Consider the following 13,124-nt stretch of genomic DNA (forward strand, 5'->3'; position numbering starts at 1 on the left):
TATTCAGGCATATTGATAGCATGGCCTCCCAGGAGCATAGCTGATGACGTCAAGCCTCACGGTGTATTGAACCGAACAATCAGTGTGGCTAAACCGCCAGCTAATATCCCCCAGAATGCGGAACCGATGCCAAAGAGGCTGAGGCCTGATGCTGTAACCAGGAAGGTGACCAGGGCGGGTTCGCGTTCTTTTTCCTGGGTTAAGGCGCTGACTAATCCTTTACCGATGGTCCCAAGGAGGGCCAGCCCTGCGATCGCAACTACCAGCTCGCCAGGCAGCGCTGAAAAAATACCCACCACTGTGGCCCCAAATAATCCGATCACGATATAAAGCACCCCAACCGTCACCGCCGCAACGTAGCGTTTATCCGGGTCTTCATGGGCCTCTCGTCCCATGGAAATGGCCGCCGTAATGGCCGCCAGGTTAATGGCAAAAGCACCAAAGGGGGCCAGTATTAATGACGCCATCCCACTCCAGCTAATCAGGGGAGACGTGGGCACCTGATAGCCAAAAGCCCGAATCGTGGCCACGCCCGGCACATTCTGTGAAGCCATGGTGACAATAAATAGGGGCAGGGCAATGCCAACCAGGGCGTTAATCGAAAATTTTGGTGCAATAAAAACCGGTCGAGCCCACTGTAGCTGAACAGTCTCCAGTTGCAATAATCCTTGAGCACCCGCCAGCAAGATCCCTAAAACCAAAGCGGCAATCACAGCGTAGCGCGGACTATAGCGCCGCATGATCAGATAAGCGATAAACATGGCAAACACCATTAAAAACTGGGTTTGCATCGCGGTAAAAACGTTTAGGCCAAACTGCAAGAGCACTCCCGCTAACATGGCTGACGCCAGGGATAGGGGCAGGCGATCCATCAGCCGCTCAAACCAGCCAGTAAAGCCAAATAGAGCAATCAGCCCAGCGGAGATAATAAAGGCTCCCGTAGCTTCTGCCAGGGTGACATCGGCGGTGGTGGTCACCAACATGGCTGCGCCCGGTGTAGACCAGGCCATCACGATGGGGGCACGATAGCGCAGGGAGAGAATAATGCCGGTCAACCCCATGCCCCAGCCCAAGGCCCACAGCCAGGAGCCGATTTCGGTAGGGTTTGCCCCTAACGCCTGTGCAGCTTGGAAAACGATCACGGCGGCACTGGTAAAGCCCACCAGGATGCTAACAAAGCCTGAAATCACCGCAGATAGTGAGAAATCTTTGAAGAAGGTCATGATATCCCTAGATGCACGACTGGCTTCCAGGTTAAAAATGACTACCCCCAACCGTATTGGACGGAATTGCCCTTTTGATATTGACCAGGGGTGACACCGTAGGTTTTCTTAAAGGCGCGGTTGAGGTGGCTTTGGTCATAGAAACCATGGTCGGTTGCGATCTCAGTCAGCGATCCGCCATTCCGTAGCGCTCGCTTTGCCTGAATCAGTCGCCAGTGACGCTGATACTGATGGGGCGCACAGCCCACCTGCTGACGAAAACAACGAATCAAATAATAGGAACTCAGGTTCACTAACTGAGCTAGCTTATCCAGGGAGACATTGTCGGCATAGTGAGCTTCAAGGTAGGTGCGCACATGGGCAACCGCTGTTGATTCTGGTTGGACAGGCCTAACAATAAATGAATTTTCTGCATTGAGCTGGAAGAGTTTTGACAACAGTTCTAGTAGCAGAGACTGTTGTTTTAGCTGAGAACTTGGTGTTGTTAAACAGTGAAACAGCTCATAAAAAATGGGCTGTACAGAGGGCGCTTTGACGATCGGTGCTTTGAAGTAAGGGATGTCATGTCCTGGCCAGTCCAACTGGGTTAAGAGCTGTTCGATTTGCGAAAACTCCACATAGATATTGCGAAAACCCCAGCCTTCCGTTGAAGCAACCTGCCCTGTGTGAATATCACCTGGATTAATCAAATTAAAACTACCAGAACCCAGAATACGATTTTCACCATGGTGTAGGCAGCAGCCTTGACCACTTTCATTAAAGCCAATGGTGTAGGCCTCATGAAAATGTTTACCAAATCGATGCTGGTGAAGTTGGGCTTCAAACAGCTCAACACCTGGCAGGTCTGTTTTCCAAAGACGTGCTGAGTCAGTTTGTGTGCTCATTTTCCGAAACCTGAGCAACGGGAACAAACTTTTGTTGAGCTGACTGTTGAATGGCTACCATAGCTAACCTCCAGCGGTTAAGAAGAAGACTTTAATTGGGCAAAATGTTCCATTAATGAGCGATGGATAAAAATGTAACCACTGCCTACTTTCTGCAAGAATACTAACTCAGCGGCATGATCAAGAAAATGCGTATAATTCCAGGGTATACGGTTATACAGAAAGCACACCACTCGTAGACTGAAATGCACAATACAAGCAGTGCCACCCATTAACGCCCCCATCCATAGCCCGAAAAATACGCCTCGATGTGGAGAAGTAACAATTTCACTACTAACATTATTGATTAGATAAATACCAAGGGCATAACAAATTGAGATGAGAAGGGCTATAGTTACGGATGTTTTGATAGATCGCCAAATTCCTTGATTTGGTATGGGAAGGGTTTCAATTTCAGTCCCCGTGCGGAGCCCCACCAACAAGCCAAACACGGATCCTTCTAATGCCCCAAAGAGTAATCCTTCTAGCACGCTATGTTCTAGGCTATTGATGAAACCAATTAACAAACTAAATGGTGCAGCACTAATAACGCCAACAAGTAAATATCGTCTAATACTTATCCAAGACCATTTGAAAGACTCGATAGGCTTGAGGATACTTATGCTTAAAGTGCCTCCAATGTACCAGTCAAGCCCTCCTATAACTAATGCTGTTAATATCCCAATAACAATACCTATTTCAGGTGTTCCCAAGAGGCCAGCATACATTCCAAATATTGCCCCTCCTAAAGATCCTGTCCAGAGACAGTCGGTCAAGCGTTGTAAAAACATCTGATTAGGACTGGGTTGCCTCCGTTCAATCATAATCATGGTTCGTTCCATAATTAGATTAGGAACACTGTAGAGCACCCAAATCAAAAGCCCCACCGACAAACCACGATAATTATGCTCAGTACTAACAGAGAAAATACAACCATACATTAGCCCAGTAAGAAGTGAACTGAGAATAACGTACAGCCATAGCTGAGAATTTGTTCTAAGCCAACTACGATCAAGCCATTCAATCAAGAAAATGGTTTGGGATGAATTCACCAGTTGTTGGGCTAACCAACTTAACCAGCGTAACGTTTGCGTTGGTGAATAAGGAATATCGCTTTTACGTCGTTTTAACATCCGATCGATGTAGGTGTTAAATATCTCTTGATGATAGGTTTCTACATCCATTTGAGGAAAGTCTTCTACACTGATACCTTCATAGGCCAAAATTAAAATATTTAACATCAGTGGAGATTTAGCCAGTTCCTGTAAAGCACTATCTGTTATCAAAAGCTGGCGTAACCCGGTGAGGTCAACATGCAGTTGATTGAGATAACGATCAATTTGATTGGGTTGTAATGGCTGTATATAAATAGCCTGCTGTACTATCAGACGTTGAGAAAGGGCTTTGTAGTCTTTTATGCGACTACAGATAATTGTTTCAGTACCCTGTTTTTGTTGAAACTGATTTATTGCAGCAACACAGTCATTTCGTAGGTTAGTTCGTACTTCATCAAGGCCATCCAGCAATATTAGGATTTCTTGGTTTTCTAACCAGGGTTGACTAATTACCCTTGGGATCTGATATTTCAAGTTTAATTCTGAAACCAGCCAGGCTGAAATAGTTTGTTTACCATCCCAAGAGGATAAGTTAAAAACCACTGGCATAGGATAACTTGTATCCTGCTCTGCACGGATCAACAAATCTCGGGCCAATTGCAACAGAGTAATTGTTTTTCCTGAACCTGGCTCTCCCAAAATAAGTAAGTTACAGCCAATACCCAGATCATCGAAGATATTAATAATTTTGCTATTGGCAGGCAAAGTATGTTGGGTGTTTTCTACTATCCCAAGGGCAATGTTAAATGGATCGGCCAGATCTATTCGTTCTTCTAGTCCTAAATTAATCAGCACCTGATGGTGAAGCGAATGCTCTAAGACACCTTTGATCCAATAGCTTTTGACTTTATTGAGCAGGGCGTTGCGATCGCGATATGCTTTTTTTGAAAGTGCTGTTGAGGGCTGCCTCAGGGGTAAACTCGGTGCCCGTTTCAACTGAATCAAGACGGGAGCTACAGGCTCGGCTACCCCTGCAGATTCTGCATGGATAGATACATCTCGATAAATCACAATGGGCTCAACGGCAATCGCCGCCATGCCAAACTCATAGGCTTCTGCCAGGGAGCGACCATAGCCCAGGGCATCATAAAATCCCACCGCAAACTGAATGGCAATAACATCGCCAATGGCCTGATTCATGCCAATCACATAGGGAACATGCTGGGCAATGGCCAATGCCTGTACTTGGGAATAACAGGCATTGAGCACTACACACTCTACACTCGGGCAAAGTTTAAACAATTGAACCAGCACGGTGGCGGCCACAGGCTCTGCCTGCCCCATTTCATTTTCTAGAATGAGGCCCGATTCACCTGCCCCATGGCCAGAAAAATGAACGATTTGTGGAGCATATTCCAGTAAAGCTCGCCTCAAATCCTTGGTACGCACGGCCCATTGAGTAATAACTTCAAAAGCATTCCTGCCTGTTGATAGTTTGAGCCCCTCTTGAATATCCCGAATTTCTTCATCTAGCCGTAATCGACTGGTGTCTTTAGGATTAGCCGCCAGAAAAAGAATTTTACGGGATGTTGGCTTCAGAGCCATGGGTTATTGGAAGAAATATATATAACTAGCCTCTAAAGGTAGGATACGTTGAGATTCTGGCTATTTACGGATTTCGATAGATTACGTTGCACAGGTCCGTATTACATTGACTATCATTCATTCTCTCAAGAAGATTAATTTTGTTCATTTAACTCTCAGCTGGATCTTAACCAAGTATGCGGTGAGACTCAGACGAGCTTTCTATCTTAAAAACTGTCAGAGGTGATAACCCGTTGGTTAACACCTTGCATTGCATCGAGGTTTTTGAAATGAAACGCTTCTTCTTATCCACACTAACAGTTTTGATGTCCATGGGGGCAGTGGCTAGCGCGGCCAGTGCTGCCCAGGTAGGTCTTGGCAACCCCATTGCCGATCTAAACGAAGATGGTAGGGTCACCCTCCACGAAGTGGTTACCTACAATCGCGATCGGAGGGATAAAAGTTAAAAAAACAAAATTACATCGGGTTATCTCCGTAGGGGCGCACAGCCGTGCGCCCTACAAAAGATTTGGCTGCATACCCGTATCCCAGGCCCCATAGGCATGGGTCCCTATGGATTGGCTCTCTATGGGTCAGGTCAGAGCGTTTTTCGCCGTTTCTTCTAGCTGTTTCGCTGCAGTTGCTTTACGTTCACTGTAGCGATCGGTGAGTTCATCTACGTTGTCTCGTAGTAGCAGGGTAAACCGATAGAGTTCTTCCATCACATCTACCACTCGATCTCGGTAGGCGGACTGCTTCATGGTGCCGTCTTCATTAAACTCTTGATAGGCTTTAGCCACAGAGGACTGGTTCGGAATGGTAAACATCCGCATCCAGCGTCCCAAAATTCGCATGGTATTAATCGCATTAAAGGATTGGGAACCGCCAGATACCTGCATCACAGCCAATGTACGGCCCTGGGTAGGGCGAATGGCTCCCATGCTTAGGGGAATCCAATCAATTTGGGTTTTCATTAGCCCTGAGATGTTGCCGTGCATCTCAGGGCTCGACCATACCTGTCCTTCTGACCATAGCGAGAGGTCACGCAACTCTTTCACTTTCGGATGAGTATCCGGTTCTGCACCGTGGAGGGGTAATCCTCGAGGATCAAAAAACTTTACCTCAGCTCCAAAGTCTTCAATAATACGAGCAGCTTCTTCCGCTAGAAGACGACTGTAAGAGCGTTCACGAAGAGAGCCGTAAAGAAAAAGAATGCGTGGTTTGTGGTCAAATGTCATGGGTAAAATTAGAAGGAAAGGGAGAAAATGAAAGTGAATGGGTAGAGAAATAAAACCGTTTACTCTAGTGACGATGATGCATGGGGATGGTTGGATAACGTAAAAGATACTGAGTAAACGAGCTGTGGTCAGAAGTTTCAGGAGACAGATTTCAGGAGTCAGGAGTCAGAAAAATTCTCTCCCCTATCTCCTGACTCCCGACCTCTTCCTTAAAACATCACACTATAGGCTAAGCCCGCTGTCACCGAACCGATAAAGGCAAAGCCTAAGTAAGCCAAAAACACTGGGCGACGAGCCAATGCAAAGACTGCAATCATGGCTGGAATACTAGTGGCCCCACCTGCCAGCAAAAATGCCATACCAGCCCCCGGTGCCATACCTTGATTCACTAAACCCGCGACTAGAGGTAACGCTGCATATCCATTCAGGTAAGCGGGAATCCCCACCAGAGCTGCACCCACCACGGACAACAGACTACCATCTCCTGCAATCGTCTGAATCCAGGCGTTGGGTACATATACCAGCATTAAACTCTCCAGCAAAAATGCCAGCGCTAGCCATTTACCCAGGAACCAGCCATTGTTACGTGCTCCCTGCCAAAACTTCTGGCGGCGCTCCGCCTCAGGCCAAAATTTCCACACAACCGGCTTAGGATTCCGTACGCGACTACCGCCACAGCCACCATTACCGGCTCCCTCACGCAAAGGATTTCTGAAGGCTACAGTCGATACGCCCGAGTTCATCAAGGCCAGCGTACCGAAACCGCCCAGCAGACCAGTGGCAATTGTCGCTAGGGTTTTAGCAATGGCGAATTGCAATCCCAGAGTACCCACGGTAAGGATAAACATGGACGGATCCATCAGTGGGGAAGATAGCCAAAAAGTCATCACCGCTGAAACCGGCACCCCCACGGAGAGGAGCGCCGCAATTAGTGGGATCACACCACAGGAGCAAAAGGGCGAAAGTGCTCCAAATAGGGAAGCCACAACAATCATTACCGAGATACGTCCTTGAAACGCCTTGGCAATCAGATTATCTGCACCACTGGCCTGGGCATAGGCCGCAATCCCGATAGACAGTAGCAAGAAGGGAGACACCTGCACCAGGCTGCTGACCAGGAAGCCCAAGCTACCAGAAAACTGAGGCGGCACCAGGATAGCCAAGGCAAGAAAGATAAGGACAATGGTGATAAAAACCTTATCTAGCTGTTGAACACTGCGATTAAAGCGATTGAAGACAGTTGAAGTCATGACGGGCAGTCCTTCGGTATTTCGAAAAACATCAAAATAAAGGTCAAAAATTTTTCATTGGTCGGGGCATTTCATGGAATGCCCCGACCAATGGGTGGGCACCGCCCACCAAAAATCAATCCGGACGATCAGGACAAGGCAAAGGTTCAGCGACGTCAGTTAGTTCAAAGGTTTCAGGATCAACAACTCGATTACGGGTACAGCATTCCTCAAAAAGGAAATCAATCAGGTACTTAAGGGCATCAGACTGGACGCTATACCAAATCCATTGGCGATCCTTCTCAGCCTGCACCAGCCCAACCTGACGCAGTTTATCTAAATGGTGAGACAGCGTTGAAGCCGTAATCCCTAGCTCCCGTTGAATTTCGCCCGCAGGTAAACCTTGGGGATGGGCCGATAAAAGAAGCCGCACGATATTAAGTCGTGAAGGCTGTCCAAGGGCCGCAAAGGCAGCGGCTATTTCTTCGACGGAACGCGATTGGCTATCTGACATATTTCGATGATCATCAAAATACACGTTTTTGTCAAGGGCCCAGAAAATATTGGGCATTGCTGATCCTCAAGATGACGTTAGTTGTGGGATACCGTCAAATAGCAATGGCACTAGACGGGTTTTTCTTCCAGACCAGCAATCGTAAATATTGTCAACAAACTATTCACCTGAAGGCAGCACAAACACTTCAATGTGCTGATCACGCCCCCGGATAGGCAATTGGCCTAGGGATTTAAGGGATAGGCTTTTGAGGCGTTGCTGAGTAGTTTTGCTAATCAATAGAGAAGAGTCCACTTCCTTCGTTAAGGATTCCAGTCGAGAAGCAACATTGACCGTATCTCCAATCACAGAGAATTCCAGATGACCATCGGTGCCTAGGCAACCGGCAACGATGGAGCCTGAATGTAAGCCAATGCCAATGGGCAAAGGGCTCAGTTGTTCGACCTCTGACAAAATTGCCTGGGCCGCCTGTACTGCATGGTCTGCGTGGTTGTCTAACACGTTTGGCGCACCAAAGACGGCCAGCATACCATCCCCCATAAAGGTGGTAACCCAACCATCATGGCGTTTGACGATGGTGGACAAAAGACCCTGGAGCTGATTCAGAAACTCAAATACATCAGCGGGTTCAAGTTTTTCCGCATAGTGAGTAAAGCCGCGTAGGTCAGTCACCATAACCGTGACATCAAAGGTCATGGGCTCTTCTATCAGATCTGTCGGTGTTTCAAACGCCGCGTCAACAACATTCGCTGGCAGAAACTGCTGCATCAATAGACGGCCCGCTTCATTTTTGCCTTGGCGGCGGACAATGCCAGAGGTGAGCATGCCCATGAGCCCGGTACCCAGAATGGTAAACAGTGCAAACACACCGATTGCTAGATTTAACTGAAACAGAAAAATAGCATAGGTAAAGTTGGCAAGGGCTAAAACGGTGGTAATCGCTGACGCCTGACGGCGAATACGAATACCGCCAGAGACCGCTAGTAAACAACAAAATGCAGCAACGTTAGTGACAATTTTGGGTTGAGTTTCCCCTAAGACACTTGCAATATTGGTAATGAAAAGTGCGAGTAACAGGCCATCAAACAGGGGAATGGCAATCTGTAGCTTGGGTAGCCAGCGCCAGGCAGTCGGCTGACATAGGGCCAGGAGAAAGCCGCTATATATGATGCAGGCACTAACAGAAATCAGAGCAACGGTAGGCGAAACAGAGGCTTCACCGATGATGCGCTGTGGGAAAAAGAAAACGAGCACATCTAGAATGCTTGAAATTAGCACCACCACTACTTTGACATAGGCAACCTTACGCTCGTTGCTAAGGGATTCTTTGGCAATGACTTGATGAACAGCAGCCTGAATAGGCTGGACTGTAGGTTGCCTAAAACGGGCCTCTTTAGGCTTCGTCATATATTCCTTTGCCTATAAAACTACGTATTCAGCAGCACCCCAACGGATCTAACTAATTTTAGCGCTCCATTTTTTGGATCTTTGCAATATCTCCCGTGCCCATGTCTTAGCGGGTACGAAGGACTGGCTCTTCAGTCTTTGATAAATGGTTGAGAAAAGGAAAAACCAGCATCCAATGCAACTGCACAACCCGTAAATCTTGCTGGTGTTCAACAAGGCCAATGACCATCTCTTGATGGCCAGCCAAAGGGTGTCTGCGATAGGTTCCAAAGATGTAGTCCCACCAGGGAATATTGAAGCCAAAATTGCTATTGGTTTCTTTGGTGATGGCAGAATGATGGATGCGATGCATGTCTGGAGTGATTACAAACAGCCGTAGTAAGCGCTCTAATGGGGCAGGTAAACGAACGTTGCCATGATTGAACATTGATGTTGCATTGAGAATGATTTCAAATATCAATACAGCAACGATGGGTGTCCCTAACAACAAAATGATAATCATTCTATTGGCCATTGATAGCAAGATTTCAACGGGATGAAATCTTAGGCCTGTCGTCACATCAAAGTCGAGATCAGCATGGTGCACTCGATGGAATCGCCACAGTGCTGGCAAGGCGTGAAACAGGACATGGTTTAGGTAGGTAATGAAATCCAGACAGATAACAGATAGCACTACAGTCTGCCAGTGCGTCAGAGGCAACGTGTAAAATATTCCCCATTGCTGTTCCTTAGCAATGGCAGCAACACCTAATGATGCCAAGGGAAAGATGGCTCGTAACACAATCGTACCCAGGGTCAATAATCCAACATTGCTAAACCATCGCATTACCCTGGGAGATGAGGAATGCCGGCAAGGGGCCATGGCTTCCCATAGTTGCATCAACATAAGTATGCCGAAGAAAAAGCCACACCGAATCGTAAACTCATACTCCAACAGTTGTAGCTCGCCGATCATCATTCTATATGTCCTCTAGTGTATGGAGCAGGCCATCTATATCTAGTCTAGGTCTCCTCGTCACACAAATAGGGCACTTTGTCTAGGTCTCCTCTTGACATAGATGGGGCACTTTGTTCAGCAACCTGTATGATTATTTATTTTTTGAATTAAAAAAGATAATGGTTATGAATCAACACTAATGTTTCTAATATTCTTAGAGTCGATTAGAGGCCACAAATAGAGCCATTAGAACGTCAGTATTCGAGTACAGAGGCTTTTTAACGCTGTACTAAAGTTAGAAATCTACGAGTATGCTTGAGGGTAGTTCAATTGGATTACAATTCTATTTTTGGGGAGAGTGGCTTGGCTGGCCAAAGCTCACATTACAGCTTGATTTGGAAATAAAGCAAACGGTTCTGATGCTAGCTTTGGGCAGCTCGATGATCAGTTTGATTGTGGTTGCCATACAAAATTATCGATTAAACCAAGAGGTTAAGCGTCGCCAGCAGGTTGAGGCCGAGTTGCTGGCCAGTGAAGCCCACCATCGGGCCCTCATTAATGCCTTACCTGACTTGATCATGCGCATCAATCGCGATGGCATCTATCTTGAGTTTTTAGCGTCCCCCGACTTTCCCGTCCTCGGTGAACTACAAAATTGGGTAGGCACCCATATCACTGATCGGCTACCGCCAGATATCGCTCAAAAACGGTTAGAGGCTTTGCAAAAGGCGTTGGCAACCCAATCGATTGAAACCTATGAACACACTCTTTTGATTGATGGCAACAAACAAATCGAGCAGGTTAGGGTTGTTCCCTGTAGTGCAGATGAAGTGTTGATGCTGGTGCAGAATATTAGCGATCGCAAACAGGCAGAGGCCCGTCTACAGATGAGTGAGCAACGGTTTCGCCGTGCGATCGCAATGGCTCCATTTCCGATCATGATCCATGCCGAAGATGGTGAGGTCCTGCATATCAACGGTACTTGGACTGAGCTGACAGGATTTACCCAGAAGGATCTGCCCACTACTCAAGTATGGGCCCAGCTAGCCTATGGTGAGAGGGCGACTGAGATGCTCGAAACTGTCATTGCGAAGAACTATAGTCTGGCATCTCGTGGAGATGAGGACACACAAACTATCAATATTGCCAAAGGCAAGCAGCGGATCTGGCAGTTTAGCTCCGCACCGTTAGAAAAGCTGGCAGATGGTCGACGCATTGCCATTACGATGGCCGTCGATATTACCCAGAGCTGCCAGACTGAGAAGGCCCTACGGGACAGCGAAGAACGCTATCGCAGTATTTATAATCAAGCCGCTGTTGGGTTGGCCAATGGCACGCTCGATGGCAAATTTGTTGATGCCAACCCCCGCTTCTGTGAAATGCTGGGATACTCTCGCGAAGAATTACTGGCCAAACCCATTAGCGAGATTACCCATCCGGATGATCGAGACCAGACTCAGGTTATGGCCCATAGGCTATTTACCAATGAAGCACTTTACCTTTTTCATGAAAAACGCTATTTAAGAAAAAACGGTAGCTTTTTTTGGTCCAATACAGGAGTATCCATTGTAAAAGATGCCCAAGGTAATCCTCAACATACGTTGGCTGTTATTCAGGATATTAGCGATCGCATCAAAGCAGAAGAGAAATTAAAACATGATGCGTTTCACGATGCGCTAACGGGCTTGCCCAACCGTAGTCTGTTGATGGAACGTTTAGAGTTGGCCCTTAAACGAATCAAGCGACACCATGAAACCCAGCTGGCCGTAATGTTTTTAGACCTAGACAACTTTAAGGTCATCAACGATAGCCTGGGTCACTCCGTGGGAGACAGGCTGCTGTTGGCAATTTCCACCAGACTCAAGGGCGTCATTCGAGAAACAGATTTAGCCGCCCGTTTGGGCGGCGACGAATTTGTCATTCTCCTAGAGGAGATTGGAGACCTGGCAGAAGCCACCATGGTGGCAGAGCGCGTTTTAGAAGTGCTGCAAACACCGCTTAACATTGCGAACCAACGGTTATTTCCAGGGGTAAGTATTGGTATTGCCCTATCCAGACAACAACATCATTACATAGCCTCTGAACTTTTGCGCGATGCCGATGTCGCCATGTATGACGCTAAGCGTAGGGGGCGAGGGCAGTATGTTGTCTTTGATTCCACCATGCATCTACAGGTGGTGCAGCGACTGCACCTTGAGAACAAGTTGCACAGGGCATTGGAAAATGAAGAATTTTCACTCTACTATCAACCCATTGTTAATCTGAAAACTCAAAAAATAGAAGCCTTTGAAGCCCTACTCCGCTGGCAGCATCCTGAAGAGGGACTAATGTTGCCAGATCGATTTATTGACATTGCCCAGGAGATTGGGCTGATTGCCCCTATTGACGAATGGGTGTTGCGAACAGCCTGTCAGCAGTTAGTGCTCTGGCAAACTCATTTTCCTGAACATTCTCCAGGGATCAATATCAATTTTTTAGGTGAACACCTCAAGGAATCGCTACTGGTCAAGCTTGAGAAAGTTTTAGCCGTCCATAGACCTGTAGACAACAGTTTAATGATTGAAATAACAGAAAGCATGCTGGTGCAGGATTATGAAACCACCCAACCTTTGCTGAATCAACTCAAGCACTTTGGTGTGGGCGTTGTTATTGATAATTTTGGAGCAGGATACTCCTGCCTACGCCATTTGCATCAGCTACCTGTAAAAGCCCTCAAAATTGACCAAGGCTTTGTGAGTTCAATGGAATTAAACGGAGTCAATCAGATTATTGCAGAGTCAATCATTACCATGTGCCAGTCTTTGGGATTGACAACGATTGCAGCAGGTGTAAAAACACGGCAACAACTGCATTGGCTAAAAGAAATAGGTTGCAATGCGGTACAAGGAGACTATTGTGCTGAACCGATGGGGGTAGAGGAAGCAACCGATCTGTTAGCTCAAGAGCAATCTTTCCAGCGGCCTCATTTTCCCAGGGATGCGTCTGAATAATTAATTTTGATTTGTTTTTTGTTA

General features: G+C 47.0%; 10 protein-coding genes. 2 read left to right on the forward strand and 8 right to left on the reverse strand.

The annotated features are described in order from the left end of the window. Window positions 1-56: 56 nt before the first annotated feature. The 3 genes from SPB21_RS10250 to SPB21_RS10260 form a co-directional block, all read right to left on the reverse strand. Window positions 57-1,223, reverse strand: a complete 1,167-nt coding sequence (locus SPB21_RS10250) for a benzoate/H(+) symporter BenE family transporter (protein ID WP_499866475.1) — start codon at window positions 1,221-1,223, stop codon at window positions 57-59. A gap of 41 nt (window positions 1,224-1,264) precedes the next feature. Beyond that, window positions 1,265-2,107 carry a helix-turn-helix domain-containing protein gene (locus SPB21_RS10255; RefSeq protein ID WP_163696136.1) on the reverse strand — a complete coding sequence of 281 codons (843 nt, stop codon included), beginning with the start codon at window positions 2,105-2,107 and terminating at the stop codon, window positions 1,265-1,267. Window positions 2,108-2,184: 77 nt separating this feature from the next. After that, window positions 2,185-4,806 (reverse strand): CHAT domain-containing protein, encoded by a 2,622-nt coding sequence (locus SPB21_RS10260; protein ID WP_499866476.1) that lies wholly within the window; start codon window positions 4,804-4,806, stop codon window positions 2,185-2,187. 269 nt (window positions 4,807-5,075) lie between these two features. Between SPB21_RS10260 and SPB21_RS10265 the strand changes: the two genes are divergently transcribed. Continuing rightward, on the forward strand, window positions 5,076-5,252 hold the full coding sequence (locus tag SPB21_RS10265) for a hypothetical protein (protein ID WP_499866477.1): 177 nt from the start codon (window positions 5,076-5,078) through the stop codon (window positions 5,250-5,252). Window positions 5,253-5,378: 126 nt separating this feature from the next. Here the strand turns inward: SPB21_RS10265 and arsH are convergent, their stop codons facing one another. From arsH to SPB21_RS10290, 5 genes are all read right to left on the reverse strand, one after another. After that, a complete protein-coding gene (gene arsH, locus SPB21_RS10270; RefSeq protein WP_163696130.1) occupies window positions 5,379-6,023 on the reverse strand; it encodes an arsenical resistance protein ArsH in 645 nt (214 codons plus the stop codon). A gap of 209 nt (window positions 6,024-6,232) precedes the next feature. After that, window positions 6,233-7,273, reverse strand: a complete 1,041-nt coding sequence (locus SPB21_RS10275) for a permease (protein WP_499866478.1) — start codon at window positions 7,271-7,273, stop codon at window positions 6,233-6,235. Window positions 7,274-7,388: 115 nt separating this feature from the next. Continuing rightward, the gene (locus tag SPB21_RS10280; RefSeq protein ID WP_250565145.1) at window positions 7,389-7,823 is read right to left on the reverse strand and encodes an ArsR/SmtB family transcription factor; all 435 of its coding nucleotides are present in this window, start codon (window positions 7,821-7,823) and stop codon (window positions 7,389-7,391) included. A 102-nt stretch (window positions 7,824-7,925) separates the two neighbouring features. Continuing rightward, window positions 7,926-9,173: an adenylate/guanylate cyclase domain-containing protein gene (locus tag SPB21_RS10285; RefSeq protein ID WP_163669512.1), complete on the reverse strand. Its 1,248-nt coding sequence runs from the start codon at window positions 9,171-9,173 to the stop codon at window positions 7,926-7,928. A gap of 106 nt (window positions 9,174-9,279) precedes the next feature. After that, window positions 9,280-10,131: a sterol desaturase family protein gene (locus SPB21_RS10290; RefSeq protein ID WP_163669514.1), complete on the reverse strand. Its 852-nt coding sequence runs from the start codon at window positions 10,129-10,131 to the stop codon at window positions 9,280-9,282. A gap of 419 nt (window positions 10,132-10,550) precedes the next feature. Between SPB21_RS10290 and SPB21_RS10295 the strand changes: the two genes are divergently transcribed. After that, window positions 10,551-13,100, forward strand: coding sequence for a sensor domain-containing protein (locus tag SPB21_RS10295; RefSeq protein WP_499866479.1), 2,550 nt, complete (start codon window positions 10,551-10,553; stop codon window positions 13,098-13,100). Window positions 13,101-13,124 lie beyond the last annotated feature (24 nt).

It is taken from the genome of Leptothoe sp. ISB3NOV94-8A, from assembly GCF_043421595.1.
Taxonomy (GTDB): domain Bacteria; phylum Cyanobacteriota; class Cyanobacteriia; order Phormidesmidales; family Phormidesmidaceae; genus Leptothoe; species Leptothoe turfae.

Excerpts from the sequence above, each read along its gene's own strand:
- SPB21_RS10250 (WP_499866475.1), bottom strand. The coding sequence starts at position 1,223 with ATGACCTTCTTCAAAGATTTCTCACTATCTGCGGTGATTTCAGGCTTT.
- SPB21_RS10280 (WP_250565145.1), bottom strand. The coding sequence starts at position 7,823 with ATGCCCAATATTTTCTGGGCCCTTGACAAAAACGTGTATTTTGATGAT.
- arsH (WP_163696130.1), bottom strand. The coding sequence starts at position 6,023 with ATGACATTTGACCACAAACCACGCATTCTTTTTCTTTACGGCTCTCTT.
- SPB21_RS10295 (WP_499866479.1), top strand. The coding sequence starts at position 10,551 with ATGATCAGTTTGATTGTGGTTGCCATACAAAATTATCGATTAAACCAA.
- SPB21_RS10265 (WP_499866477.1), top strand. The coding sequence starts at position 5,076 with ATGAAACGCTTCTTCTTATCCACACTAACAGTTTTGATGTCCATGGGG.
- SPB21_RS10290 (WP_163669514.1), bottom strand. The coding sequence starts at position 10,131 with ATGATGATCGGCGAGCTACAACTGTTGGAGTATGAGTTTACGATTCGG.
- SPB21_RS10255 (WP_163696136.1), bottom strand. The coding sequence starts at position 2,107 with ATGAGCACACAAACTGACTCAGCACGTCTTTGGAAAACAGACCTGCCA.
- SPB21_RS10260 (WP_499866476.1), bottom strand. The coding sequence starts at position 4,806 with ATGGCTCTGAAGCCAACATCCCGTAAAATTCTTTTTCTGGCGGCTAAT.
- SPB21_RS10275 (WP_499866478.1), bottom strand. The coding sequence starts at position 7,273 with ATGACTTCAACTGTCTTCAATCGCTTTAATCGCAGTGTTCAACAGCTA.
- SPB21_RS10285 (WP_163669512.1), bottom strand. The coding sequence starts at position 9,173 with ATGACGAAGCCTAAAGAGGCCCGTTTTAGGCAACCTACAGTCCAGCCT.